The organism is Nocardia sp. NPDC060249 (assembly GCF_042728755.1).
Taxonomy (GTDB): domain Bacteria; phylum Actinomycetota; class Actinomycetes; order Mycobacteriales; family Mycobacteriaceae; genus Nocardia.
The window spans coordinates 31,535-57,685 of record NZ_JBHXAQ010000022.1; the positions used below are offsets into that span (position 1 = coordinate 31,535).

Genomic DNA, 26,151 nt, shown 5'->3' on the forward strand with positions numbered 1-26,151 from the left:
ACTTTCAGGTCCCTTGTGGCTGTCTTGGCAGCTCTGCGAGGACCTACACTGGCCGCCGAAGGGAGGTGACCGTGTACATCGAGGAATTCCGCGCCGCGGGTCCACTCACCGAGCAGGCCGTCGAGGAGCTGATGACCGTCGCGAACAAGTACACCTCGGCGATCACCCTGACCGTCGGTGAGCGCACCGTGCAACTCCCGGTTCTCCCGGTCTGCTGGGACGAGCTGCGTGTCGGTGCGGGCACCGCGATCACGGTCGAAGCCGACCGCGGCCACCGACCGGCCGACCACGAGGACCGCACCGCGCTGACCGACTTCGTCACGACGTTCCAGCGCGCGACCGGTAAGCCCTAGAGCGGTAGGCCCGCCTCGATCCAGTTGTAGGCCTGGATCTTCCGGGACTCGGGGTCGTTGACCACCTGGTTGATGAGGTCGTTGATCTGGTCGGTGGACAGGGGGTAGCCGTAGTGTTCGGCCGCGCCCGCCGACGCCCACAGTGAGGCGAACAGGCCGGGCCCGCCGAGCAGGTGCGACAGCGCGGTGGCAACCTCCTCGACGGTCTCGATGACGCCGTGGACGAGCGCGATCGCGACGTCTTCGTCGCCGGGTGGCATGCCGGGGGCCAGCGCCCCGGATTCGACGGCGCGCTGGGTCAGCCACGCACGCGGGACCAGCGGGCTCGGGCCGATGGCATCGCCGAGGTAATAGCGCCATTCGCCGGGGTTGCCCTGGTCGAAAGCGTGGATGTAGAAGGTGCGGGTGAGCGCCCACAGGGCGATGTAGCGCAGGGCGAGATGTTCGGCACCGAGCAGCGCGTCGGGGCCCTCGGCGCGGTCGCGCTCGAGCAGGTTCCAGGCGAAGCGGAACCAGACCTGCTCGGAGTTGCCGACCCAGGTGGCGGGCAGGCGGTCGGCCAACGCGGCCAGATCGCCGACCGGGCCGTCGATGCCACTGTCGCCGGAGGCTTCCACGCGCAGGTTGTCGACGTAACCGCGCAGGGCGTCGACGGAGGTGAACACCGCATAGCCCAATTGAGCGAAGCGGGTGAGGTCGGCATTGGACGGCTCGAGCACGAGCACCACCGGCATGCCGACGCCCGGCTGCAGGCCTTCGGGCCAAAAGGCTTCGGCGACAGCGAGTTCGCGGCCGGTGACCGGGTCGGAGACCTCACTGTCGAGCAGCGGGAAGCCGAAACCGTCGGCGACGAGATCGTCGACGAGAGCGTTGACCTGATCCACCGCGGGATCGCCGATGGTCACCCCAGCGACACCCACCGTCAGCAGGGTCGGGCGGTGCAGCTTGCCGGTGCGCAGCTTCTCGAGGAAGGCATCCGCCGAGGCGGAGAGCATCTTGCGGCGCGCCCGCAGGAACTCACGGTAGTTCTCCACCCGCCACAGCGACGGGTCGGTCGGAATCCACTGCGAGGCGAGCACACCCGGGTTGCGGCGTTCCACCTCGGCGAAGTAGTCGGCGGGCTCACGCTCGCCGAGCTCGGCCTCGGAACCGGGGCTGAGGAAGCAGAAATTGGCGATCGCGTTGATCTCGTTGCGTTCGTAACCGGCATCGCGCAGCAGGGTTTTCGGGAACAGGTAGTGCACCTGCACCGGGGTGCGCTCGCCGAACTGCTCGATGCCGAGTTCGGAGCCGGTGCCGAGATCGCGTGAACCGTCGACGCGGGTCAGCATGTACAGCAGCGGATAGAACCGGGAACCGCGAGTGGCACCGGCGAAATCGTCGGCGCACAGGTCGAGCGAGCCACCGCGCAGCCGTTCCAGCGAACCGATCAGCGCGTTGATGCCGCCGCGTTCGAGCGTGTCGTAGTCCTGTTGCAGGAACGTCTCGGTGGAGCCGCTGAACCGGCCCCAGAGCGCGGAATGCACGTACCAGTACAGCACCCGGTCGCGGTGCAGATCGTTGTCGAAGCGGCCGCCGTTGAGGAACAGCAGGCGGGTGATCACGGGAATCGCGTAGCGCCCCATCAGGACTCGGTCGTGATCGAGGCCGAGTCGGCCCGCCACCGTGTCGAGGAAGGTGTCGACCTGCTCGGTGGTGGCCACCAGCGCCTGCTCGAACTCCGCGGGTGCCAGATCGCCGAGCGCGTCGAAGTGCGCGCGGCCGTTGCCGACGGCGATCACGTTGCGCAGCAACCAGTCCAGGGTGAACGTGTAACCGTCTTTGTCCCAGCGGATCAGGTGGTCGCGCAGGTTGCCGCGGGCCTGCGGCCACTGCGCGCACAGAGTGGCCAGCGCGAGGTCGCCCTTGGACAGTTTGGTGCCGCCGGAGTTGACCCGGTTGAAGATGTCGACCACCTCGTCGACCGTGCGATCCGATCCGGTGATGGTCTCGACGTTGAACTCGCGGTTGGCGACCTCGCGAACCTTGTTCAGCCGATCGAGATAGAGGGCAAGGGTTTCCGGCGACTCGTCCGGAAACCTCGCCAGGTAGTGCATCGGGCCCTGGGCGAACAGTTCGGTGATGTCGATCCAGGCCGGCGCGGTATCGCGGCCGGGCACCTGGAATTCGAAGAGCTCACGCTCGACATCGAAATGCAGACCGGTGAAAGCGATCTCGTCGCCTTCGAAGAACGACGGCGCTGTCCCGCGCATGATCCCGTAGAGGGTGGTGATGCGCTGCTGCCCGTCGAGCAGCAACTGGCGCAGCCCCGAGCCGGTGGTCGACCCGCGCACCGCGATCTCCTCGGACCCGGTCTCCCACACCAGCAACCCACCGACCGGATACCCGAGATACAGCGACCGCATGAGTCCACGCACCTGGTCGCGGTTCCACACGTAGCCACGCTGGAATTCGGGCAGCAGCACAGCACCGGAGTCGATCTGGTCGAGCAGGGTGGACAGACGTGTCACGGCAGCCTTTCGATCGAGATCCGGTGGCAGACAAGCGCCCCATCGTTGCACGAATCGTACCGACACATCCCGACATACCAGCGGCCGAACGGAACTGGTGCGGTCACTCCATCCCGGACACAGCGGCCCGGAAGGCGTCGGAGGCGTAGAACGGAGCCAGCCTGCGGCGCAGCACGGTGTCGAGATAGCCGCGCTCGTCGAGTGTTTCGAGGACCGGCGGGCCGAAACGCAGGGCCTCTTCGAGCATTTCCGCGCGCCCAACGCCCAGCTCAGCCAGTAATTCGGCAAGGGGGGTGTCGCCGTATTTGTCGAAGACGTGGTCCACGCCCTCGTCGAGCAGGGCGCGGAAGTAGTCGGTATCGCGGAAGGTGCGCCAGAATTCGAAGACGAGCACCACGATGTCTTCGACATCGTCGGCCGAGACCAGATCACGGAACGAGCCGACCGCGGCGCCGGTGTGTTTGCGCCAGGTCTCGCGGGCGCTGTCGAGCAAGACCTCGTCGGCGTCACCGCTGTTGCCGCGCAACACGAATCGCGCGCCGGTGCGGGTGAGCCTGCCGACGCCGTTCTCGATCGCGGGCATCGCCGGTTCGGCCAGCCGCGACAGTGCGCCGCGCAGCGACCGGGCGAGGCCGCCGCCTTCGGGGTGCAAACCGTCGTCGACCGCGGTGACCACCGCGCGCTGGACCGCCTCGACACACGCGTCGACGGTCACCGGGCTGTTGAGCACCAGTCGCACCAGCCGGTGGGTGAGATCCAGATCGGCTACGCCGTCGACCAGCTCGTCGAAGCGGCGGTTGTCGACGAGCTCACCGACCTCGATCTCGTCGTTGGCGCGATGGTTGTACAGGCGGGTGGCGATCTCGCCGACGAGTTCGGGGATCGCGCCCTCGACGGGAACCTGCACGGCGAACTTGTGCGCGACCGCCTTGATCTGCTCACGGGTCACCGCCTGCGCGAGGGTCAGCTCCGCGGCCTCGTCGAGGGCGCCGTCGATCTCCTCGGTGACGAACTCGAGAAACCCGGCGGGTTCACGCAACTGCTGCTTGGTGAACGCCACGTGTGCGTCGAGCACCCGCATGGCCAGGTCGACGTGCCCGCCACGCCCCTCGTTCATCTCACCCATACCGCCCAGATTGGCACAGTCCGCCACGCGATGTGACAGGGGCGCTCGCATTGATTGCCGACCGACGCAACACGCCGGTTTTCCACGGCATACTCCGCCCACAGTGCGGTGTGACCAACCGCAAGGCGCGGTTTGCTGGCGAGTATGGCATACTGGGTTGCTGAGACTGGGCTGATCGCAAGTGATCGCCATGGCTCACCTACGGAAAAGACTTTTAAAACATGACTCAAGGCACCGTCAAGTGGTTCAACGGCGAAAAGGGCTTCGGCTTCATCGCCCAAGACGGAGGCGGCCCCGACGTCTTCGTTCACTACTCGGCTATCGGCGGCTCGGGCTTCAAGTCCCTCGAAGAGGGACAGCGGGTGGAGTTCGAGGTCGGCCAGGGCCAGAAGGGCCCCCAGGCCCAGGACGTCCGCGCCATCTGATTTCGGCGTGAACTGAAAAAGCCCCGCACCAGTGGTGCGGGGCTTTTTCATGCCCGGACTATCCCCCGAACACGCGCTCCACGACGGCCTTCGCGCGCCGGGTGATGCGCATGTAGGTGTCGAGGAATTCGCTGCCGTCGTCGTTGGGCCAGCCCGCTACTCGGGCCACCGCGGAGAGCAGCCGGCCCGGGCCGGGGAGTTGGTCGGTCGGCTTGCCCTTGACCAGCACGAGGGCGTTACGCGCGGCGGTAGCGGTGATCCACGATTCACGCAGGAGCGCGACATCGTCGGATTCGAGGATGCCCTCGGCTTCGATCACGTCGAGCGACTGCAGGGTCGAGGTGTTGTGCAGCGCGGGTATCTCGTGCGCGTGACGCAGTTGCAGGAGCTGGACGGTCCACTCGATGTCGGCCAGGCCGCCGCGGCCCAGTTTGGTGTGGGTGGCCGGGTTGGCGCCGCGCGGGAGTCGCTCGGAGTCGACGCGCGCCTTGATGCGGCGGATCTCGCGCACCGATTCCTCCGAGACCCCACCGGTCGGGTAGCGGATCGGGTCGATGACGTGCAGGAAGCGCACGCCCAGATCCTGATCGCCCGCCACCTGGTGGGCGCGCAGCAGCGCCTGCACCTCCCAGGCCTGGGCCCACTGCGTGTAGTAGGCCTGATAGGCGGCCAGCGTGCGAACCAGGGCACCGTTGCGTCCCTCGGGGCGCAGGCCCGCGTCGACCTGCAGCGGCGGGTCGACGCTCGGTGCGCCGAGCAGCCGCTGCACCTTCTCGGCGATTCCGTTGGCCCATTTCACGGCCGTGGCCTCGTCCTCACCGGGGCGGGGATCGCAGACGAACAGCACGTCGGCGTCGGAGCCGTAGCCCAGTTCCATCCCGCCGAGCCTGCCCATGCCGATCACCGCGAAGTCGGCGGGTGCGGGCGCTCCGCGTTCGGCCTCCGAGGCGCGGATGACCGCGCTCAGTGCCGCCTCTAGCACCGCGACCCACACCGACGACAGCGCCGCGCACACCTGCGCGACGTCGAGCATGCCGAGCACGTCGGCCGAGGCCACCCTGGCCAGTTCGTGGCGGCGCAGCGAACGTGCCGCCGCGACAGCACGTTTCGGGTCGTCGTAGCGGGCGGCGGCGGTCTGCATGCCACGGGCGACGTCTTCGGGTTTCGTGCTGAGCAACTGCGGGCCGCCGGGCCCGTCGGCGTACATGCGGATGGTGTCGGGCGCGTTGATCAGCAGATCGGGCAGGTACTCCGAGGAGCCGAGCACGATCATCAGCCGCTGGGCGATCGCGCCCTCGTCACGCAGTTCGCGCAGGAACCAGATCTGATCATCGAGCCCCTCCGACACCCGGCGGTAGGCGAGCAGCCCGGCGTCGGGATTCGGTGTGTCACCGAGCCATTCGAGCAGAGTCGGCAGCAGCAGTGCCTGGATGCGGCCCTTGCGCGAAACGCCGCCGGTGAGCGCTTTGAGATGGCCGAGCGCGTTGGCCGGTGCGCCGTAGCCGAGGGCGGCCAGCTGGCGGACAGCGGCGTCGGGGCTCAGACGCAGCGCGTCGGAGTCCATCCGGGCGACCGCGTCCAGCAGCGGGCGATAGAACAGTTTCGCGTGCAGCCGCCGGACTCGCACGGCGTTGCGGCGGATGTCGGTGTCGAGCACTCCGACCGCGTCCTGGCGGCCGTCGGGCCGGATGTGGGCGGCGCGGGCCAGCCAGCGCATGCCCTCCTCGTCATCGGAGGCGGGCAGGGTGTGGGTGCGCTTGAGCCGCTGCAATTGCAGGCGGTGTTCGAGCAGGCGCAGGAATTCGTAGGACGCGGCGAGGTTGGCGGCGTCCTCACGGCCGACGTAGCCGCCCGCGGCGAGGGCCGTGAGCGCTTCGACGGTATTGGTGACGTGCAGTGCCTCGTCCACCCGGCCGTGCACCAATTGCAGCAGCTGCACGGCGAATTCGACATCGCGCAGGCTGCCCGCGCCGAGCTTGAGTTCGCGCTCACGCATATCGGCGGGGACCAGGTCCTCGACCCGGCGGCGCATGGCCTGGACGTCGGCGACGAAGTCGGGGCGTTCCGACGCGGTCCAGACCATCGGCATCAGCGCGTCGCGGTACTGCTTGCCGAGTTCCAGATCGCCGGTCATCGGCCGGTTCTTCAACAGCGCCTGGAATTCCCAGGTGCGCGCCCACCGCTTGTAATAGGCGAGGTGGGAGTCGAGGGTGCGCACCAGGGCGCCCGCCTTGCCCTCGGGGCGCAGTGCGGCGTCGACCTCGAAGAAGGCCGAGCTCGCGACGCTCATCATCTCCGCGGCGAGCCGGGTCGCGGTGGCGTCGGCCGGTTCGGCGACGAACACCACGTCGACATCGCTGACGTAATTCAGTTCTCGCGCACCACATTTGCCCATCGCGATCACCGCGAGGCGCACCGGCACCGGGCCGTTCTTACACACCCTGGCCACCGCGACCGACAGGGCTGCGGTGAGCGCGGCATCGGCCAGATCCGACAGGTGCTTGCCGACCAGCAGGTACGGCGGCACCGGTTCGTTCTCGACCGTGGAGGCGAGGTCGACCGCGGCCAGCAGCATCAGCTGATCGCGATACCTGCTGCGCAGCAAGGCGACCGCCTCCGGGCCGGCGATCCCGGCGCGCCACAGCATCGGCCCGGCGTTGGGTCCGGTCTCCGGCGCCGCGTCGACGGCGTCGAGCAGATCGGCGATCAACTCGTCCCGGCTGGGCAGTTCGTTCTCGCGCAGCACTTTCCACGCCGCCGGGACAGCGACCAGGTGGTCGCCGAACGCCGTCGACGAGCCGAGCAAGCCGAACAGCCTGCCGCGCAACGTGGTGTCGGAACGGATCGCCGAATCCAGTTCGGGCCATTCGTCTTCGAGCGATTCGCGCAGCCGCACGAGCGTGGACAGGGCGAGATCGGCATCGGGCGAACGCGAGAGCGCCCAGAGCACCGGCACCCCGTCGACGTTGTCCCAGCCGAGTTGGCGCAGGGAAGCCGCCGCTGCCGGTTCGAGTAAACCGAGCCGGCCGACGCCGGGTACAGCGGAGCGGGCAGTCGGTGGCCGGACCATAGCTGAAATCTTAGCGGCTGGCGCCGCTGGTCTTCGGCCTGGGAACCTCGAGCTTTCCGCCCCGCCGGGGACTACCTCACAAGCTCAGGTATTCCTTGAGCTCCCACGGGGTGACCTGGGAGCGGTAGTCGGCCCATTCGCGGCGCTTGTTGCGCAGGAAGAAGTCGAAGACGTGTTCGCCGAGAGTTTCCGCGACCAGCTCGGAGCGCTCCATCGCCTGCAGGGCCTCGTCGAGGGTGCCGGGCAGGGTGCGGAAGCCCATGGCGCGACGCTCGGCGTCGGTCAGCGACCACACGTCGTCCTCGGCCTCGGGGGGCAGCGTGTAACCCTTTTCGATGCCGCGCAGACCCGCGGCCAGCAGCACCGCGAAGGTCAGGTACGGGTTGCAGGCCGAATCAGGGCTGCGGATCTCGACGCGGCGCGACGACGACTTGTTCGGGGTGTACATCGGCACCCGCACCAGCGCCGACCGGTTGGACCGGCCCCACGAGGCCGCGGTCGGGGCTTCGCCGCCGTGGATCAGGCGCTTGTAGGAGTTGACCCACTGGTTGGTGATCGCGCTGATCTCGGGGGCGTGCTCGAGAATGCCCGCGATGAACGAGCGCGCGGTGCCCGAGAGGTTGTTCGGGTCGTCGGGATCGGCGAAGGCGTTGTTCTCGCCCTCGAACAGGCTCATGTGGGTGTGCATGGCCGAGCCGGGGTACTGAGAGAACGGCTTGGGCATGAACGTCGCGCGCACGCCCTCGTCGATCGCCACCTCTTTGATCAGGTAGCGGAACGTCATCACGTTGTCGGCCATCGAGAGCGCGTCGGCGTAGCGCAGGTCGATCTCCTGCTGGCCGGGAGCACCCTCGTGGTGGCTGAACTCGACCGAGATGCCCATCGATTCGAGCGAGTCGATGGCATGGCGGCGGAAGTTCGGCGCCGAGTCGTGCACGGCCTGGTCGAAGAAGCCGCCGTTGTCGGCCGGGGTCGGCTCGTAGCCGCCCTTGAGGTTGTTCTCCAGCAGGAAGAACTCGATCTCGGGGTGCACGTAGCAGCTGAAGCCCGCGTCGGCGGCCTTGTTCAGCTGACGGCGCAGCACGTGGCGCGGGTCGGCCCAGGACGGCGAACCGTCGGGCATGGTGATGTCGCAGAACATCCGCGCCGAGTGCTGGTGCCCCTTGGAACTGGCCCACGGCAGCACCTGGAAGGTCGACGGATCGGGCCGGGCGACCATGTCCGCCTCGGACACGCGCGCGAAGCCTTCGATGGCCGAGCCGTCGAAGCCGATGCCCTCCTCGAAGGCGCCTTCGAGCTCGGCGGGAGCGATGGCGACGGACTTGAGGTAGCCCAGCACATCGGTGAACCAGAGACGGACGAAACGGATATCCCGCTCTTCGAGCGTCCGCAGCACGAATTCCTTCTGGCGATCCATACCGGCGAGCGTAAGCACCCGGCGTTAAATCCGTGTTACATACGGAGGCGGGTTTGCGATCTCGTCACATCGTTCGCACATCTCACCGGCCGCGACGGGGCGCGGTGAGAACTTGTGGCTCTCAACATGTGAGACCGGGTGCGGGCGTGGCGAGATCGACGAGATAGTCGATCACCGCGGTGTCGAGGCACTGATCACCCGCCACGAGAGCAGCGGTATGCCGATTACCCCGGAAGGTGATCAGGTCGGCGCCCAGCTGCGCGGCCAGGTCGACACCGGCTTGATACGGCGTCGCCGGGTCGTCGGTGGTGGAGACCACGACGGTGGGCGGCAGTCCAGGAGCCGAGACGCGATGCGGGGTGCTGGTGTTGGGCACCGGCCAGGCGGCGCACAGTTCCAGCGGGGCGGCGCCGGTGCCCTTGCCGTCGTCGAGGAACGGGGCGGCCTTGCGGTATTCGGTGTCCTGACGGCCGGTCACCGCGGGATCGGTGACGCGAGGATCGTCGACGCAGCGGATCGCGTTGAAGGCGTCCTGGGTGTTGGCGTAGGTGCCGTCCTGGCGGCGGCCGTCGTACATATCGGCCAGTTGCAGCAGGGTGTCGCCGCTGCCCGCGCGCAGTTCGGTGAGGCCCTGGGTGAGGATCTGCCACAGGTCGTCGCTGTAGAGGGCCTGCTGGACGCCGGTGATCGCGTCGTTGTAGCTGAGGCCGCGCGGGTCGGCGGTCGGCGCCGGGGTCTGCTCCAGCGGTCCGACCAGCTCGCGGAAACGGGTGACGGCCTGGGCGGGATCGGTGCCGAGCGGACAGTCGGCGTTCTTCGCGCAGTCGGTGGCGTAGGCGGTGAACACACCCTGGAAGCCCGCCGCCTGACGCAGTGACTCCTGAACCGGGTCCTGCGAGGAGTCGACGGCGCCGTCGAGAACGAGCGCGCGCACGTTCTGCGGGTACTTCTCGGCGTAGGCCGCACCGAGGCGGGTGCCGTAGGAGTAGCCGAGGTAGCTCAGTTTCGCGTCGCCGAGTACGGCCCGCATGACATCCATGTCCTGGATCACCTCCCGAGTACCCACGTGGCCGAGCAGGTCGACGCCGGAGCGCTGGGCGCAGCGGTCGGCGTACTCCCGGTTGTCGGCCTCGGCCTCGGCGATGCCGGCCGGGGTGTTATCGGTGGGCGGTTCGGCGCGTTCGGCGTCGGCTTGCTGCGGGGTGAGGCAGACGATCGAGGGCAGCGACGAGCCGACACCGCGCGGATCGAAACCGACCCGATCGAACTTCTCCGCCAGTTCGGTGCGGTTGCCGACACCGACCATCGACAGGCCGGAGACGCCGGGCCCGCCCGGGTTCATCAGCAGCGAACCGACCTTCTCGCCGGTGGCCGGGATCCGCGAGAGCGCGATCTGGGCGGTGGGGCCGTCCGGGCGCGCGTAGTCGATCGGCACAGTGATCCGCGCGCACTCGGTCTTGGGCGGTAGCCGGTCGTCCGGGCTGCCGTAGCCCTCGCACGAGCCCCAGTCGATCTGCTGGTCGTAGAAGCTGTTCAGGCCCGGCGGGGGCGGGGGCAGTTCAGCACGCGGCGCGCTGTCCGCACCGGTTCCGCACCCGGTGACGATCAACGCAGAGACAGCGCCGAGGAGCACGACGAGCCGGCCTCGCTGCACAGTGGGCCCACCTTTCCGCGCCCTGCGGCGCACACAATGCGCCCGAACGGGCTCGTCATCACGGTAGCCGAACCGTCCGATGTGACCGATCACACCGGCGCCGGGCCTTAAACCCACGTGGGCGCAGGTGGCACACTGGGACTGTCAGAAAAGCCCGGGGACCCGGTATGGGCCTCGAGGAACCAGACGAAAGGGACGATGATGTCCGTATCCGAAGAGCAGAATGCTGCCTACGGTGCCACTCCCGCCGAAGCCGAGCCACGCCGCAAGACCCGCGTCCAGCATCTCCAGCAGATGAAGGCCGACGGTGAGCGCTGGTCGATGCTGACGGCCTACGACTACTCGTCCGCCCGGCTGTTCGAGGAAGCCGGCATCCCCGTGCTCCTGGTCGGCGATTCCGCCGCCAACGTCGTCTACGGCTACGACACCACCGTGCCGATCACCGTCGACGAACTCATCCCCCTCGTGCGCGGTGTCGTGCGCGGCGCCCCGCACGCGCTGGTCGTCGCCGATCTGCCGTTCGGGACCTACGAGTCCTCGCCGCAGCAGGCCCTGGCGACCGCCATCCGCTTCATGAAGGAGGGCGGCGCGCACGCGGTGAAGCTCGAGGGCGGCGAACGGGTCGCCGAACAGATCGCGCTGATCACCTCCGCGGGCATCCCCGTGATGGCCCACATCGGATTCACCCCGCAGAGCGTGAACACCCTGGGCGGTTTCCGGGTCCAGGGTCGTGGCGACGGCGCCGAGCAGCTGGTCGCCGACGCGATCGCCGTGCAGGAAGCCGGCGCGTTCTCGGTGGTCATGGAAATGGTCCCCGCCGAGATCGCGGGCCAGGTCACCCGCAAGCTGACCATCCCCACGGTCGGCATCGGCGCCGGCGCCGACTGCGACGCCCAGGTACTGGTCTGGCAGGACATGGCCGGCTACACCAGCGGCAAAACCGCCAAGTTCGTCAAGCGCTTCGGCAATGTAGGCGACGAACTCCGCACCGCCGCAGCCACTTACGCCGCGGAAGTCCGCCAAGGCACCTTCCCCGGCCCCGAACACAGCTTCTGAGTTCGCCCCGTGCGGCCGCTCCTGTCAGGGGGCGGCCGTTACGTGCGAAAGGTGTATATCCGCGGCTGATGGCAGACTCGATGGCGACACTGTTCGACTAGCAGAGGTACCGATGCCGCGACGCCGTTGGATTTCTCGTTCCGTGCTGTTGACGGCGGGCGCACTCGCCGCCGCGACCCTGACCGCCTGCGGAGGTACGCCACCGGCCTCGACCGGCAGCGCGGGCACCACCACCGCGGCCGCGCCGACGACCACCGCCCCGGCTGGGACGCTGACGATCAGTCCCTCCTCCGCGGCGCAACTGTGCGACATGATCCGCCCCGAGCTGTCGAACTTCCGGGTGCAGGGCCCGACGCTCGGCCGGATCTCGCTCAACGCCATGGTGCACGACTGGGGCTTCCGCAACGGCGGCATCAACGGACACGTACTCGCCGACAAGGCGATGATCGACCGGGTGACCACCGAGAGCTGCCCCGAGGTGCGGACCGAGGCCCTCACAGCTCTCGAATTGCCTTCCCTCGCCGCGGGATTGGCGTTCTGATGCGTGCTCTCTACCCCGAGATCGAACCGTTCGAGCAGGGCCTGCTCGACGTCGGCGACAGCCAGTCGGTGTACTGGGAGGTCAGCGGCAATCCCGACGGCAAGCCGGTGGTGTTCGTCCACGGCGGACCCGGCGGCGGCACCGGGCCCCTGCAACGGCGCTTCTTCGACCCGGCCGTGTACAAGATCGTGCTCTTCGATCAGCGCGGATGCGGAAAGTCCATGCCGCACATCGCCGATGGGGCTCCGCTGGACGCCAACACCACACCGAATCTGATCGCCGACATGGAATTGCTGCGCGATCATCTGCGGATCGAGCGCTGGCAGGTGTTCGGCGGTTCGTGGGGGTCGACCCTCGGCCTGGCTTATGCGCAGGCCCACCCCGAGCGGGTGACCGAACTGGTGTTGCGTGGCATCTTCTTGTTGCGGCGCAAGGAAATCGACTGGTACTACAACGGCGCCGCGGGCAACGTCTACCCCGCCGAGTGGGCGAAATTCCTGGCGCCCGTCCCCGTCGGGGAACGCGGCGACGATCTCGTCGAGGTGTATCACCGGCTGCTGCACTCCCCTGATCCGCAGGTCGCGCTCGATGCCGCGATCGCCTGGTCGACCTGGGAAGGCGCGACGAGTTCCCTGCTCCCGCAACCGGATCGGGTCGCCGAAACCGCCGAGGCACGCTTCGCTCTCGCGTTCGCCCGGATCGAAAACCACTATTTTCGCCACGGTGGCTTCCTCGAGGAGGGACAGTTGCTGCGAGACATGGATCGGATCGCCGACATCCCCGGCGTGATCGTGCAGGGCCGTCACGACATCGTGTGCCCCGCGGTGAGCGCATGGGATCTGCACAACGCGTGGCCGTCCTCGACGCTGCACATCGTCGAGGACGCCGGGCACACCGCGCACGAGCCCGGCATCACTGCCCACCTGGTGGAAGCGACCGACACGTTCGGGAAGCGAGGCTGACATCATGGCGACCAAGGCCGGAAAAGCCGTCGTCGCGGCACTACGCGAGGACATCGACCGGCTCTTCGACGCCGAACCCGATGTGCGCGCCGACGCCGACGATTCGGTCCACCAGATGCGGGTGGCCACGCGCAGACTCCGCAGTGTCCTGCGCTCCTATCGGAAACTGTTCGACGCCGAGGCAGCCGCCGCCACCGAGGCGGAACTGAAGTGGCTCGCCGACCTGCTCGGCGTGGCCCGCGACGCCGAAGTCCGCGCGGAACGGTTCACCGACCTGCTGACCGGCTACGACCAAATCCCCACCGAGGTCACCGATGCCCTGGTCGGCGCCTCCCGTACGGCCTACACCGATGCGCACGCGGAGGTTCTGAGCGCCCTGGACGGCAAGCGGTACCGCCGCCTGCGCAAAGTCCTGAAGACCTGGCGCACCGACCCCCCGCTCGCCCCGGACCTCGCCCGTGACAACGCGACCGAGGTCTTCGACAAGGTCCTGCGGCGCGACCGCAAACGCCTGCGCACACTCGTCTTCGCCGAGCCCACCGCCACCCCGGCGGATCGCGTAGAGCTGCTCCACGACATCCGCAAGGGCGCCAAGCGTTTACGCTATTCCTGCGAAGCCGCCGCGACCGTCCTCGGCCCCGACGCCACCGACCTCGGCACCCGAGCCAAACGCCTCCAATCCGTCCTCGGCGACCACCGCGACGCCGTCGAATCCCGCGAAGCGATCCTGGTGGTAGCGGAAGGCACCCACGGCCCGGCAGCAACCGTCTACGAACTCCTGGCCGACACCGAAGAAGCAGCCGCGGGTCGAGCCATCGCCCACTACCCGGCGGCCGCCGCCTTCATCTCCGTGGCGAACTGACGATCCCCCACTAGTGGCGTGGCCCGTCATAGCCGAACTCGATAGTTCGAGTTCCCGGATCAGCGACAGCCAACCGCACCGCGACTTTCTCCCCTTCCGGCGGCTGTCCCGCACACCGCGCGAGGATCGGCGGTTCACTGACAAAGATCTCAGCGGGCCGAGACCCGTTGGCCTCACGCAGAACCACCGCGGCGAATTCGGTGCCGACCCGAGGCGCGAGGACGGTGGCCTCGGTCAGGTCGACGCAGGCGCGGTCGACCTTGTTGGCTACGGCATCGGTGCGGCGCATCGTCTCGGCGGCGGCCTTCACACCGTCCACCACCCATCGCGGCACGTCGACTCCGGCCTCGTAGGCCAGGCAGATCTCGGTGGTGAACCGGTCGGCCAACCGTCGCAGTGGCGCCGTCACGTGCGCGTACGGAGCGCCGATCGCACTGTGCGTCAGCTGTTGCGGTGTCGGGTCGTCGAGTTCGGCGAGCAGTGTGTAGCTCGCGCCTCGCAACAAACCGGTGGCTTCCGACATCAGCACCAGCGCCGCGGGGGTGTTCGCGTCGAGGCCCGCGAGCATGCGCCCCACCGGGACGTCGGCGGGCCACTGGACCCCCAGTGCCGCCGCCGTGCGCCGCATCGAATCGATCGCGCTCTCCGGCGGGGGCGGCATCGTCCGCAGCAAGCCGACCCCCTTGTGCGCCAGCATGATTTGCGCCGCGCACATACCGGTGAGCAGCGAGACCTGTTCGTTCCAGTCGTCGGCCTCGGTCCTGGGCTCCAGCTGCAGGCGCCAGCCGTCGCCGTCGCGAATCACTTCCTGTGCGGGCAAACGCAACGAGATCGCGCCCCGGTCCAACCCCGCCTCGATCCGCAGCCGACCGAATTCGGGCAGCGCGGTCAACGATGGCGGCAACGTCCCTGCGTCGGCGGCGGCCTGGACCTGTGCGTAGTCGAACCGCTCCCGCGAGCGCACCCGTGCGCGCTGCACCGAAAAACTCAGTGGCGCGGCATCGTTGTCGAGTTCGATGGTCCACAACACGGCGGGCCGGTCGACGCCGGGCAGCAGACTCGCGGTGCCCTCGGACAGCACGGTCGGATGCAGCGGAACACTGCCGTCGGGCAGATAGAAGGTCTGACCGCGTACTTCGGCCTCGGTGGCCAGCGCACTGCCCGGCACGATCACCGCACCGAGATCCGCGATCGCGTAGTGCAGGGTGAAGCCGGTGGGCGTGCGTTCGATGTGCAGCGCCTGGTCCAGATCCAGCGCGCTGGGCGGGTCGATGGTCACGAACTCGATGTCGGTCCGATCGACCCGGGTGCCCGCGAACGCGTCCACCGCGTCGCGGGCGTCGGAGACGGCCTCGGTCGGGTACTCCGAGGCCAGTCCGAATTCGGAACGGATGGCGCCGAAGTCGACCGGTGCCGAGACGATCCGCTGATGGAGTCGGAAGAAAGCCGTCCGACCCCGACTCTGCGAACTACCCGTCGTGTGTGATCCGAAGTCCATGACTCGCAGAGTAGCGATTTCCTACTTCAGTGCGAGCATGGTGCCGTTGAGCTGATCGAGCGGACCGTACACCGTGAAAGTGACCCGGCCGTTGGGCACCGCGGAGGACACGGTCGCGGCCGCGTCGAGCGCCTGACCGAACGAGGCCGCCGACGGGTGCGGCAGACCGGCGACGGTCAGGCCGAATCGGGACTGGTGCACCCAGGCGGTATCAGCCGGGCTGAGGTCGACCTGAACCCCACCGTTGAGCGGGGTCACCGCGACCGCGCTCGCCGAACCGGCACCCAGCGTTGCGAAAACCGCAGCGGCTCCGGCGATCAGTGCACCGGCGACAATGGAACGAACTACCCGCATGTAAATGTGACCTGCTTCCGCGATCGAGTGAGTTGGGCCCGAGGAAGTGGCAGCGAGCCCTGCCGACGGCGATCACTCTATGACCTCGCTCACGTTCCCGGCGAGTTCCAGCGCAATTTCCCCGTCCGGACACACGATCGCCGAGACGTTCCGGGCAATTGTTACTGTGGCGGCGGCGCACTCGGCAGCTGCCGGGTTGTGCGGCACTCACGTCGATAAATGGGAGTTTGCGAACGTATGTCGTGGCTGATTTTCGATTACCTGTCGCCGATCCTCGGACCGGACGCGGCCAGCTATTGGGCGCATCTGCTGGCAATTAACCCGGGATAGCTCACCGGTTCGATCCAGAACATGTCGCTTCCCGTTAACCACAGGGGAAGCGGCGTGTTTCCTGGGCGGCTAGCATCCCGCTGCGTGAGTAGAACTACCGCCGCCATCGCGGCCAGCGCCACCGTCTTCGCCCTGCTTCTGGCCGGCTGCGGCGACGACTCTTCCTCGGCCGGCTCCCCCGCCGCGGCGTCCACCATGCCCGCGCCCTCCTTCCAGGTCGAAGCCAGCAAGGCGGGGATGTTCGTGGTGAGCTATCGCAACGCCTTCCCGAAGCTGGCGCAGGGGCGCGACGACGCCGCCGTGGCCGCGGTGCTGAACCACTCCTGCTCCGAGATCAAGGCCGGCAAGTCCGAGGCCGACACGATCGCCACGGTCAAGAAGGCGGCCAAGAACGGCAGCACCGAGGCGACCACCGAAGAGGCCACCGCCGTCTACCAGATGTCCACGCTGATGTGCTGAGCCGCTCTCCGGCGAAGCGAGGCGGCGGCTCCCGGTGGGAGCCGCCGCCTTCGCGTTACGTGGGCGGGCGAGCCGGCCTGTAAGCCGGATCCTGTCCCCGATTCGCATCGGGGGGCGACCATCCATCTGGACACACCGTTGCCGGGTGCCTCGAGCGGTCCACCCGCAGGCTCGGGCGAGCAGCCCTCGAACACCTGCGCAGCCGCACCGTTGCCGATGCGACCTTCGACCTTGCTCCGGGCGGGGTTTACCTAGCCGCCCCGGTCACCCGGGGCGCTGGTGCGCTCTTACCGCACCGTTTCACCCTTACCGCACGTGCGTGCGGCGGTTTGTTTTCTGTGGCACTGTCCCGCGGGTCGCCCCGGGTTGCCGTTAACAACCGCCCTGCTCTGTGGAGTCCGGACTTTCCTCGGCACCGGGCAGCGGCACTGTTGGTGCCCGTTCCCGTTACCGCGGTCGCCCGGCCGACTCGCCCGCCGGTACAGAGTACTCGCTACGGTATTGACTCATGGAACGTGTCGACGTCAGTTTCCCTTCGGGTGAGCAGCAGTGCGCCGCGTGGCTCTACCTGCCCGACGGCGCGCCTCGTCCGCGTCCGTTGGTGATCATGGGGCACGGGCTCGGGGCCACCCGCGAGATGGGGTTGGATCGGTATGCGCGGCGGTTCGTCGCCGCGGGAATGGGGGTGCTCGCGTTCGACTACCGGAATTTCGGTGCCAGTGAGGGTTCGCCGCGCCAGGTACTCAACATCGCGCGGCAGCGGCAGGACTGGAAGGCCGCAATCGCCTACGCGCGCAGCATTCGGGGCTTCGACGCCACGCGGATCGCGTTGTGGGGCACCTCGTTCGGTGGGGGGCATGTGCTCGCGGTGGCGCCCGACGACGACTACCTCGCCGCGGTAGTGGCCCAGGTGCCGTTCACCAGCGGGTGGGCTTCGGGGATGGCGAAGGGCCCGATCAGCCTGACCAAGGTCGCCACCATCGCCGCCACCGACCTGCTCTTCGGCCCGATCCGCCGCAAACCCGTCCGCATCCGCCTGGCCGGGCGCAAACGCTCCGCGGCGTTGATGAGTGCCACCGACGTGCCCGAGGGCTACGGCCGACTAGCCGAGGAGAGCGACACCTACGATCCCAAAGTGGGTGCCCGCGTGGCGTTCTCGACCCTGTTCGACTCCCCCGGCCGCCGCGCCAAGTCGTTGAAGGTCCCCGTCTTCTACGCGATCGCCGAAAACGATTCGATCGCCCCCGCCGGCCCGACCCGCAAGGCCGCCGAACGCACCAAACACGCTGTGGTCAAGCAGTACCCGGTCGGCCACTTCGACGTGTACTTCGACGATGTCTTCGAACAGGTCGTGCGCGACCAGACCGATTTCCTGGTGTCGGTCCTTCGCCCCTGAACCGCCCGGAGACCCCGCACCCGTGGGGCACGATGGGGGGATGGAACAGATCAGCTCGCGCACGATTTACACCAACCCGTGGATGCGGTTGCGGGAGGACACTGTTCGGCGGGCCGACGGATCGGTGGGGATCTACGGCGTCCTCGACAAAGTCGACTGGGCGCTGGTGATCCCGTTCGACGGCACGGGATTCCATCTCGTGGAACAGTTCCGCTACCCGCTGGGCATGCGGTGCTGGGAGTTCCCGGCGGGCACCCCGGCACAGGGCACCGCACCGACACCGATCGAGTTGGCGCACAACGAATTGCGGGAGGAAACCGGGCTGCGTGCCGACCACATGACCCCGCTCGGCGCCTTGGCCACCGCACCCGCGCTGACCGACCAGCGCGGCCACTGCTTCCTGGCCACCGGCCTCACCCCCGGCGAGCCGGACCGTGAGCACGAGGAACAGGACATGCGCACGGCCCGGTTCTCCCGTTCGCAGGTCGAGGCGATGATCCTGCGTGGCGAGATCATCGACGCCCACGCGGTAGCCGCCTACGGCCTGCTGCTCATGCACGAGCGCGGTCTCGGCTCCAGCTGATCGCACGACGACAAGGGGCGCAGCACCTGTTCGGTACTGCGCCCCTGGTGTTTTCGTCCGTGGATCAGATGGGCTGGAAGCCCGCGCCCACGCCGCCTGCGCGGTTGAGCACATCCAGGATCACCTGGATGGGCTGGAAGTAGGCGGGCGAGTGGATCGGGTTGGCGCCGCCGGTGCACGGGACATCGAAGTCGACCGGGCCGAGGCCGGTGAGACGGCCCTGGTTCATGCCGACGAGGCGGTCGCCGACGACGACGGGGCCGCCGGAATCGCCCGGCTGCGAGCAGTATTGGTTGATGGAGGTACCTTCGAGCTCACCCCACACCACGCCACAGCTGCGACCGCTGGTGCGGCCGTCCGAGCACACCGTGGTGCCGGGGCCGGGCGAGGCGCCGATACCGGCGACGGTGGTCTGGCCGATGGTACGCACCGGCAATACCTTCGACGCGTCCAGTTGCAGCACAGCGAAATCCAGGTAGTCGCCGTCGTCGGAGTACGCGACGGTGCCGATCACCCCTGCCTTGAGCGCCTGCTCGGCGCCGACGCGCGAACCGGTCGGCGCGCAGTGCCCCGCGGTGAGGCCGACGAGTCGACCCGCGCCGTCGTGGCCGATGGCCGTGAGCGAACAACCGGAGTCGTTGTCGAAGACGATGCCCGAAGCCGCGCCGAGCACCACGCTCGGATCGGCCGTCACACTGCCCGCACCCGCGGACGCGGTGAGCACCCCCGCGATGGCCGCCGCAAACGCCGCCATCCGTAGAAACCTCATCAAGTACCTTTCCTGTGTGGCCGCGCCCATTCCGCACGCCCGAGGATATTTCGGTCGATGCGGCGTCGTCGTTACGCCGACCGTGCGCCGGGGCGACCGTACCGTGCCCGGGTGACAGGCGGCCAGCTCACAGGTACGAGGTGTCGTTGACCAGGCGCACCGAGGCGCCACCGTCGGGATAGAACTCGGCGACGCACAGCGACGCGAGGTCCAGGTGCAGGCGGTACAGCAGCGACGGGCCGACGCCCAGCGCCAGCTGCAGCAGGGTTTTGATCGGGGTCACGTGGCTGACCACCACCACGTTCTGGCCCGGGTACAGCGCCACCAGATCGCGGCGCACCCCTTCGACGCGTTCGCGGACCTGGTCGAAACTCTCACCGCCGGGTGCGGGGATCGACGGGTCGCCGAGCCAGTCACAGTGCAGCAGCGGGTCGCGCTCGGCGGCCTCGGCGAAGGTGAGACCTTCCCAGTCGCCGAAATCGGTCTCGGTGAGGCCGTCGAGGATGCGCAACGGTACGCCGAGGGCGGATGCCGCGGCTTCGGCAGTGGACCGCGCCCGCTGCAACGGGGAGCTCACGACGGCGGCGATATCACCTTTGGCGGCAAGCATTTTCGCGGCGCGTTCGACCTGCTCGCGACCGAGGTCGGTCAGCGGCGGGTTGCCGCGGCCGGAGTAGCGGCGCTCCACCGACAGCGCGGTCTGGCCGTGGCGCAGCAGCAGCAGGCGAGTCGGCTTGCCGACGGCGCCGGTCCAGCCGGGCGAAACCTTGTTCGCGTCAACCGATTTCGGCACCGCGACGGCGTCACCGGCGGCATGTCCGGCCGCGACGGCCGCGCGCACGGTTCCGGTGAGTTCACCGTCGTCCATCGCCTCGTTCGCGAGCCGGTCGGCGTGGGAGTTCTCCGCGCGCGGAATCCAGGTGAAGCTCACCTGATCGAATCCGGCGACCAGTGCCCGCGCCTGCTCGGCGAGCGGAATCATCGAGGCGTGCTTGATCTTCCAGCGTCCCGACATCTGCTCGACGACGAGCTTGGAGTCCATCCGCACCGTGACGACTCGCGCGCCCAGCTCGGCCGACGCCGCCAAACCCGCGATGAGACCACGGTATTCGGCCACGTTGTTGGTGGCGACGCCGATGTACTCCTTGCGTTCGGCGAGCACCCGCACGTGATCGGCGGCGAACACGACCGCGCCGTACCCGGCCGGGCCGGGGTTGCCACGCGAACCACCGTCGGCTTCGACGATCACCTGGGTCATCGGCGCACCGCCGCGATCACAGCCCCGATTCCTTGGTGCGCACCATGATCGCGCTGCACTCCGGGCAGCGCAGCACCGCGTCGGGCGCGGCCTGGGCGATGCGCTGCATCTCGCCGCGGTCGATCTCGATCCGGCAGGCGCCGCAGCGACGGGCCTGCAGCAGGGCCGCACCGACACCGTGCGCCGCGCGCTGCTTGTCGTAGACGGCGATCAGGTCGGCGGGGAACAGACCGATCAGCTCGGAGCGGTCCTTCTCGCATCGCTGCTGTGCCACTTCGAGATCGGCCATCGCCTCGTCGCGCAGGCGTTCGGCGTCCTCGAGATCCTGGTCGGCCTTGCTCAGCCGCGCACCGGCGTGGTCGTGGTCGGCGAGCATCGCCTCGCGCTGCTCCATCACCGTCAGCAGCTCGTCCTCGAGCACCGAACGGCGGCGCTCCAGGCTGCCCAGTTCGTGCTGGATCTCGGAGAGCTGCTTGGCGGCGACGGTGCCCGCGGTGAGCATGCCGCGGTCGCGGTCCTCACGCTTGCGGACGGCGTCGACTTCGCCCTCGAGCTTGCGGATGTCGCGGTCCAGATCGTCGATGCCGATCTCCACCGCCACGGCCGCGTCCTTATAGCCGTGACGTTCGGCCGCCAGACGCGTCACTTCCTGCTGTTCGGGCAGGGCGGAACGGCGGTGGGCGATGCGCGTCAACTCGGCATCGACTCCTGCGAGCTGCAACAGCTTGGTCTGGACCGACGGTTCGACATTCAACGCGCACGAACTCCTGAACACAGTGGACGGATGGATCGATCAACCGTACCGCGCCGCGGGGTGTGATCACGCCATGACCCGAAGAGATCGCCGAACGCGGGAACCGAACGCGTCCCGGCCGCGTCCAACCAAGTGTGACCACATCGAACCCGAGAATTGACCTGGCACTGCCGCTGCGACCACATGTCTTCGATTCCCACGCCGAACCGCGCCAGCTCCAGCTGACCTTGGCAACGCCGCTACCCCCGGTATGTCTCGTGCACGGGCAGGACGCGATCGAGCCGAAGGAACAGATCCTGCGGTTCTGGGGCAAGCCGGGCGCCTACCGCCAGGAAGGTGTCGGGCGACTGCTGTGGGAACTGCCCAAGAGTGCCCTCGGCGCCCTCGTGGTCGATTGCAACGAGCCCCTCGCGATCGTCAAGGCGCGGTGGCCCGAATGTGAGCGATGCGCGGCGCGGGCGGGTGCGCGCATCAAGAAGCTGATCGCCTACTACATGACCAGTCTGGCGCCGTTGTTCGTCGGCGGGGCGCTGATCATGACCCGCCCGTCCGCGGTCGCGTGGATCCTGTGCGCGGCCGGAGTCGGGCTCGTCCTGCTCGCGGTGATGCTCGGTCCCGCGATGTTCGCGCGCACCGACCGCTACCTCGAGGCGACTCTGGCACCGGACGCGAGCTCGGTCACCGTGCGCGCGCACCCCGACTTCGCCCGGTCGTGGTCCGGTCAGGCGCAGTGGTGACACCGATCAGCCGCTGACCGTCCACGGGTCGGTGCGCAGCGCGCAGACGCGGGTCCGCACCGCGGGCAGGGCGGTGTTGACGAACTGTTCGGCCTGACCGCACCAGGGGAACTCGGTGGCCCAATGCGCGGCATCGATGAGGGCGGGGCCGCCCCGCCGGAGGTGTTCGTCGACGGGGTGGTGGCGCAGGTCGGAGGTGAGGTAGGCGTCGACGCCGGCGCGGATGGCTTTGTCGAGGTAGGAGTCGCCCGCACCGCCGCAGACCGCGACGCGTTCGATGACGCGTTCCGGATCACCCGCGGCCCGCACGCCCCAGACGGTGCGTGGCAGGCCGGCGCCGACGCGCGCGGTGAACTCGCGCAGGGTTTCGGGCTGTGCGAGTTCACCGATGCGGCCGATGCCGAGCGAGGACGGCAGGGGCGCGCGTGCGGTGACGTGGTAGGCGGGTTCCTCGTAGGGGTGGGCGGCGCGCAGGGCGGCGAGAACGGCCGGACGGGAGGTCGGGGGCGCGACCACTTCGACAGCGTCCTCGGTGAGGATCTCGACCGTGCCGATCGCGCCGATCGCCGGGTCGGCGCCCGCGATGGGCAGGAATTGGCCGGTGCCCGCGGTGTACCAGGCGGCTTCGCGATAGTCGCCGATCGCGCCCGCGCCCGCCGTGAACAAAGCCGACATCAAGGAAGCCGTGTGGGTCTGCGGCACCTGGATGACCCACTTGTCCACGGAGGCGATCGGTGTGGGATCCAAGGGGCCGGTGACGGTGAGGCCGACGGCCGCGGCCAGCGCGTCGGAGACGCCGGGGTCGGCGGAGTCGGCATTGGTGTGGGCGGAGAACAGCGCACAGCCGGAGCGGATCAGCCGGTGCAGCAGCGCGCCTTTCGGCGTATCGGCGGCGACGGTGTCCACCCCGCGCAGCAGCAGCGGGTGGTGGACGACCAGAGCCTGTGCGCCCCAGCCGATTGCCTCGTCGACCACAGCGGCGGTCGCGTCGACGGCGAAGACCACCTTGGTGACCTCCTGTGCGGGATCACCACAGACGAGCCCCACCGAGTCCCACGATTCGGCCAGTCTCGGTGGGTACGCCGCGTCGAGTACCCCGATCAGTTCGGCCAGGTCGGTCACCGCCGCCTCCTTCGTTGCGTGGGAGTGTTCGTCGTGGTGCGCACGCGGGCCGAGTCGGCTGTTCCGCTCTGCGCGCGTCCGCGTCGATGTGCTCGATTCACCGTCGATGTGCCCGATTCACCACAGTGCCGCGTTCAGCGCATCGATCAGCCCGTCGACTTCGGCGGCACCTCGAACAGCGACACGGAGGTGGTCGGGCCCCAAGCCGGGGAACGTGTCGGCGCGGCGAACGGCGATGCCGCGGTCGGCGAGACGTTTACGCAGGAGCGCGCCATCGGGGGCGTGGAGCAGCAGAAACGGGCCGGTGGCCGGGGTGTGGACGTCGAGGCCGAGCGCGGTGAGCCGGTCGATCATCGCGGTGCGGTCGGCAGCGATGCGGGCGGCGTAGCGCTGGGACTCCGCGACGGCGGCGGGTTCGGCCGTCGCGATGATCGCCTCGAGTTGGAGGGTACCGAGCGGCCAGTGCGGGCGGCCATGGGCCAGACGGGCCAGGACCTCGGGGGCGCCGAGGGCGTAGCCGCACCGCAGACCGGCCAGTGCCCAGGTCTTGGTGAGGCTGCGCAACACGACGACATCGGGGGCAGACAGACCCGCCAGCGACTCCGCCTCACCGGAATCGAGGTGGCAGAGCAGCTGACCGTCCGGCGCCGGATCGCCATCGACGCCGGCCGTGCCGACGGGCGACGAGCGGGAGGTGCGCTGGTCAGCGAGGTCGGAGGGCGCGCGCCGACCGGCGACCGCGTCGGCGAAGGCTTCGTCGACGACGATGATCCGCCCAGGCCGGCGCAGTGCCTGAATCGTCTGCGCGGAGTGCAGGACCGAGGTGGGGTTGGTGGGGTTGCCCAGGACGACAAGGTCTGCGTCTTCGGGGACCAGGGTGGGGTCGAGGGTGTACGGGCGTCGCAGGATCACCCTGGCGACCGGGACGTCTGCCTCGCGCAGGGCCAGCTCCGGCTCGGTGAAAGACGGGTGGACGACGGCGGCGAGGCGGGGGGCAAGGCGCGGCAGCATCGCAAAGCCCTCGGCAGCGCCTGCCAGCAGCAGCACCTCGTCGGGAGAGCGACCGTGGCGGGCGGCGACGGCGGCGCGGGCGGCGTGCTCGTCGTCGGCGCTCGGGTAGCGGCCGAGGTCGGCGAGGCGGGCGGTCAGGCGATCGCGCAACCAGCCGGGTGGGGCGATGCCCTGGACGTTCACCGCGAAATCGAGCATGCCCGGGCGCGCCTCCACGTCGCCGTGGTGGCGCAACATCGCGGGGTCGACAGAGTCCTCGAGCACAACTGCACACCCTACGTGGCGGCGATTCGGCGCCACGGGCGAGAATGGCTCCCGTGGGTCCACTACATGTCTCGTTCATTTGCACAGGCAATATCTGCCGGTCACCGATGGCCGCGAAGATGTTCGAGGCGCACCTCTACCGAGCGGGTCTCGCGCACCGCGTGCGGGTGAGCAGCGCGGGCACCGGTTCGTGGCATGTCGGCGACGCCGCCGACCCGCGCACCGAGGCGACCCTGCGCCGCGCGGGCTACCCGACCGAGCACACCGCGGCGACCTTCGGTCCCGAGCACAGCGACGCCGACCTGATCATCGTGTTGGACACCGGCCACGACCGCGAGCTCGCGCACCGCGGCGTCCCCACCGAACAGCGCAGGCTGCTGCGCAGCTTCGACCCCGCGGCCGACGGCCGCGACGTGCCGGACCCGTACTACGGCGATCAGTCCGACTTCGACCTCGTCCGCGACCAGATCGAGGCCGCCATCCCCGGCCTGCTCGACTGGGTCCGCGCCGAACTCGACGCGCGCAATCCCGCCGACGTGCAGCTCTGATGCGCAAACTCACCTTCCTGCTGCGCCCCAGCTGGCTGATCCTCGCCGTGATCGTCGCCGCGTTCGCCTACCTGTGCTTCACCGTTCTGGCGCCGTGGCAGCTCGGCAAGAACGACAGCACCGAGCACCGCAACCAGCTGATCGCCGACTCCGTGCAGGCCGACCCCGTGGCCGTCACCGATGTGCTCGACGGCGACCCCGGCACCCGTACCGAGTGGCGCAAGGTCACCGCGACCGGCGCCTTCGTGCCCGAGTCGACCGTCCTGGTCCGCCTTCGCCACCTCGACGGCGCCCCCGGCTACGCCGTCCTCGCAGCCTTCCGCCTCGACGACGGACGCACCCTCCTGGTCGACCGCGGCCTGGTCGCCTCCGTCGACGGCACCCGCCCACCCGCGATCGCCGACCCGCCCGCGGGCCCGCAACGCATCGAAGCCCGAGTCCGAGCCTCCGAGGGCGTGGTCCCCGACAAAACGCCCAGCACCCAAGACGGATTCCGGCAGGTGTACACGGTCGACACCACCCAGGAATCGGCCGTCCTGGGCACCCCCCTCACCCCCATCCCGACCGGCACCGACAAGGGCGGCTACCTCCAACTGGCCGCCGACCAGCCAGGCGCCTTCACCCCGGCCCCCCTCCCCCAGCTGGACGCGGGCCCCTACCTCTCCTACGGCCTCCAGTGGCTCGCCTTCGGCCTGATGGCCCCCCTCGGCCTCGGCTATTTCGTCGTAGCCGAGCTCAAAGCCCGCCGCCGAGACCGCGCCCAACCGTCTACACCGACGAACCCCACGCCCACCGTAGACACCCCCACCCAACCCACCACAGAAGCCCGCCTAGCGGACCGCTACGGCCGTAACCGCTGACAGCTGTTCGGCCACCCCGCGAATCCAACACGTCGTCCGCGAACTCCGCTGTTTCTCGTCTGCGCACACCGCGAAGCCCGCAGCTCTACCGCACCCCAGCCACACCGTGCACCCCAGATCCGCCATGACCGCACTCCCACCCACCACCCGCGACCCCTAGGGAGCGGCGGCCACGAAGTGGCCGGTCCGCGGCCGGGCCGCCGCGGCCGCGCCGCGCGGCGTGGGAACAGAG

At 68.9% G+C, this 26,151-nt stretch carries 24 protein-coding genes and 1 other RNA gene; 12 read left to right on the forward strand and 13 right to left on the reverse strand.

From position 1 onward, the window contains the following. Positions 1–71: 71 nt before the first annotated feature. Positions 72–353 (forward strand): hypothetical protein, encoded by a 282-nt coding sequence (locus tag ACFWFP_RS33830; RefSeq protein WP_379301974.1) that lies wholly within the window; start codon positions 72–74, stop codon positions 351–353. Here ACFWFP_RS33830 and ACFWFP_RS33835 read toward each other — a convergent pair. Both ACFWFP_RS33835 and ACFWFP_RS33840 read right to left on the reverse strand, forming a co-directional pair. After that, on the reverse strand, positions 350–2,863 hold the full coding sequence (locus ACFWFP_RS33835; protein WP_379301976.1) for a DUF262 domain-containing protein: 2,514 nt from the start codon (positions 2,861–2,863) through the stop codon (positions 350–352). The two genes, ACFWFP_RS33830 and ACFWFP_RS33835, sit on opposite strands and share 4 nt — an antisense overlap. Positions 2,864–2,966: 103 nt before the next feature. After that, positions 2,967–3,989 carry a hypothetical protein gene (locus tag ACFWFP_RS33840; RefSeq protein ID WP_379301978.1) on the reverse strand — a complete coding sequence of 341 codons (1,023 nt, stop codon included), beginning with the start codon at positions 3,987–3,989 and terminating at the stop codon, positions 2,967–2,969. Between the two features lie 221 nt (positions 3,990–4,210). Here ACFWFP_RS33840 and ACFWFP_RS33845 point away from each other — a divergent pair, with 221 nt between their 5' ends. Continuing rightward, complete coding sequence (locus ACFWFP_RS33845) at positions 4,211–4,414, forward strand: cold-shock protein (RefSeq protein WP_056821080.1); 204 nt, start codon at positions 4,211–4,213, stop codon at positions 4,412–4,414. Positions 4,415–4,472: 58 nt separating this feature from the next. Here the strand turns inward: ACFWFP_RS33845 and ACFWFP_RS33850 are convergent, their stop codons facing one another. The 3 genes from ACFWFP_RS33850 to ACFWFP_RS33860 form a co-directional block, all read right to left on the reverse strand. Next, positions 4,473–7,484 carry a bifunctional [glutamine synthetase] adenylyltransferase/[glutamine synthetase]-adenylyl-L-tyrosine phosphorylase gene (locus ACFWFP_RS33850; RefSeq protein WP_379301980.1) on the reverse strand — a complete coding sequence of 1,004 codons (3,012 nt, stop codon included), beginning with the start codon at positions 7,482–7,484 and terminating at the stop codon, positions 4,473–4,475. Between the two features lie 76 nt (positions 7,485–7,560). Continuing rightward, entirely contained in the window at positions 7,561–8,901 is a 1,341-nt protein-coding gene (gene glnA / locus ACFWFP_RS33855) for a type I glutamate--ammonia ligase (protein ID WP_378996527.1), read from the reverse strand. Between the two features lie 121 nt (positions 8,902–9,022). Further along, on the reverse strand, positions 9,023–10,555 hold the full coding sequence (locus ACFWFP_RS33860; RefSeq protein WP_379301982.1) for an alpha/beta hydrolase: 1,533 nt from the start codon (positions 10,553–10,555) through the stop codon (positions 9,023–9,025). A gap of 198 nt (positions 10,556–10,753) precedes the next feature. On the opposite strand from ACFWFP_RS33860, the gene panB reads away from it, so the two are divergent. The 4 genes from panB (at position 10,754) to ACFWFP_RS33880 (ending at position 13,976) form a co-directional block, all read left to right on the forward strand. Continuing rightward, positions 10,754–11,611 carry a 3-methyl-2-oxobutanoate hydroxymethyltransferase gene (panB, locus tag ACFWFP_RS33865; protein WP_379301984.1) on the forward strand — a complete coding sequence of 286 codons (858 nt, stop codon included), beginning with the start codon at positions 10,754–10,756 and terminating at the stop codon, positions 11,609–11,611. A 112-nt stretch (positions 11,612–11,723) separates the two neighbouring features. After that, positions 11,724–12,152: a hypothetical protein gene (locus ACFWFP_RS33870; protein ID WP_379301986.1), complete on the forward strand. Its 429-nt coding sequence runs from the start codon at positions 11,724–11,726 to the stop codon at positions 12,150–12,152. Continuing rightward, a complete protein-coding gene (gene pip / locus ACFWFP_RS33875; protein WP_379301988.1) occupies positions 12,152–13,114 on the forward strand; it encodes a prolyl aminopeptidase in 963 nt (320 codons plus the stop codon). Before ACFWFP_RS33870 ends, pip begins: the two co-directional genes overlap by 1 nt. 4 nt (positions 13,115–13,118) lie before the next feature. Then, positions 13,119–13,976 carry a CHAD domain-containing protein gene (locus ACFWFP_RS33880; RefSeq protein ID WP_379301990.1) on the forward strand — a complete coding sequence of 286 codons (858 nt, stop codon included), beginning with the start codon at positions 13,119–13,121 and terminating at the stop codon, positions 13,974–13,976. A 10-nt stretch (positions 13,977–13,986) separates the two neighbouring features. Here the strand turns inward: ACFWFP_RS33880 and ACFWFP_RS33885 are convergent, their stop codons facing one another. Further along, positions 13,987–15,474 carry an RNB domain-containing ribonuclease gene (locus ACFWFP_RS33885; RefSeq protein ID WP_379301992.1) on the reverse strand — a complete coding sequence of 496 codons (1,488 nt, stop codon included), beginning with the start codon at positions 15,472–15,474 and terminating at the stop codon, positions 13,987–13,989. Between the two features lie 21 nt (positions 15,475–15,495). Then, positions 15,496–15,828: a hypothetical protein gene (locus ACFWFP_RS33890; RefSeq protein WP_379301994.1), complete on the reverse strand. Its 333-nt coding sequence runs from the start codon at positions 15,826–15,828 to the stop codon at positions 15,496–15,498. 414 nt (positions 15,829–16,242) lie between these two features. On the opposite strand from ACFWFP_RS33890, the gene ACFWFP_RS33895 reads away from it, so the two are divergent. Next, positions 16,243–16,617: a hypothetical protein gene (locus ACFWFP_RS33895; RefSeq protein WP_379301996.1), complete on the forward strand. Its 375-nt coding sequence runs from the start codon at positions 16,243–16,245 to the stop codon at positions 16,615–16,617. Between the two features lie 64 nt (positions 16,618–16,681). Here ACFWFP_RS33895 and rnpB read toward each other — a convergent pair. Further along, positions 16,682–17,089: RNase P RNA component class A (gene rnpB / locus ACFWFP_RS33900), an RNA gene on the reverse strand. A 36-nt stretch (positions 17,090–17,125) separates the two neighbouring features. Between rnpB and ACFWFP_RS33905 the strand changes: the two genes are divergently transcribed. After that, positions 17,126–18,013: an alpha/beta hydrolase gene (locus ACFWFP_RS33905; protein WP_378639450.1), complete on the forward strand. Its 888-nt coding sequence runs from the start codon at positions 17,126–17,128 to the stop codon at positions 18,011–18,013. Between the two features lie 40 nt (positions 18,014–18,053). Continuing rightward, positions 18,054–18,596, forward strand: coding sequence for an NUDIX domain-containing protein (locus ACFWFP_RS33910; RefSeq protein ID WP_379301998.1), 543 nt, complete (start codon positions 18,054–18,056; stop codon positions 18,594–18,596). Between the two features lie 64 nt (positions 18,597–18,660). Here ACFWFP_RS33910 and ACFWFP_RS33915 read toward each other — a convergent pair whose 3' ends face one another. From ACFWFP_RS33915 to ACFWFP_RS33925, 3 genes are all read right to left on the reverse strand, one after another. Beyond that, positions 18,661–19,350 (reverse strand): S1 family peptidase, encoded by a 690-nt coding sequence (locus ACFWFP_RS33915; protein ID WP_379302000.1) that lies wholly within the window; start codon positions 19,348–19,350, stop codon positions 18,661–18,663. Between the two features lie 142 nt (positions 19,351–19,492). Continuing rightward, the gene (locus tag ACFWFP_RS33920) at positions 19,493–20,623 is read right to left on the reverse strand and encodes a bifunctional RNase H/acid phosphatase (RefSeq protein WP_379302002.1); all 1,131 of its coding nucleotides are present in this window, start codon (positions 20,621–20,623) and stop codon (positions 19,493–19,495) included. Positions 20,624–20,639: 16 nt separating this feature from the next. Beyond that, positions 20,640–21,377 carry a zinc ribbon domain-containing protein gene (locus ACFWFP_RS33925; RefSeq protein ID WP_379302004.1) on the reverse strand — a complete coding sequence of 246 codons (738 nt, stop codon included), beginning with the start codon at positions 21,375–21,377 and terminating at the stop codon, positions 20,640–20,642. Positions 21,378–21,511: 134 nt separating this feature from the next. Here ACFWFP_RS33925 and ACFWFP_RS33930 point away from each other — a divergent pair, with 134 nt between their 5' ends. Then, entirely contained in the window at positions 21,512–22,114 is a 603-nt protein-coding gene (locus tag ACFWFP_RS33930) for a hypothetical protein (protein WP_379302006.1), read from the forward strand. Positions 22,115–22,120: 6 nt separating this feature from the next. Here ACFWFP_RS33930 and ACFWFP_RS33935 read toward each other — a convergent pair whose 3' ends face one another. Continuing rightward, the gene (locus ACFWFP_RS33935) at positions 22,121–23,236 is read right to left on the reverse strand and encodes a Nif3-like dinuclear metal center hexameric protein (RefSeq protein ID WP_379302008.1); all 1,116 of its coding nucleotides are present in this window, start codon (positions 23,234–23,236) and stop codon (positions 22,121–22,123) included. Between the two features lie 117 nt (positions 23,237–23,353). Then, entirely contained in the window at positions 23,354–24,511 is a 1,158-nt protein-coding gene (gene cobC / locus ACFWFP_RS33940) for an Rv2231c family pyridoxal phosphate-dependent protein CobC (protein WP_379302010.1), read from the reverse strand. Between the two features lie 44 nt (positions 24,512–24,555). On the opposite strand from cobC, the gene ACFWFP_RS33945 reads away from it, so the two are divergent. Both ACFWFP_RS33945 and ACFWFP_RS33950 read left to right on the forward strand, forming a co-directional pair. Continuing rightward, positions 24,556–25,059: a low molecular weight protein-tyrosine-phosphatase gene (locus tag ACFWFP_RS33945; protein ID WP_379302012.1), complete on the forward strand. Its 504-nt coding sequence runs from the start codon at positions 24,556–24,558 to the stop codon at positions 25,057–25,059. Next, the gene (locus ACFWFP_RS33950) at positions 25,059–25,919 is read left to right on the forward strand and encodes an SURF1 family protein (RefSeq protein WP_379302014.1); all 861 of its coding nucleotides are present in this window, start codon (positions 25,059–25,061) and stop codon (positions 25,917–25,919) included. Before ACFWFP_RS33945 ends, ACFWFP_RS33950 begins: the two co-directional genes overlap by 1 nt. The last annotated feature ends 232 nt before the right edge of the window (positions 25,920–26,151 follow it).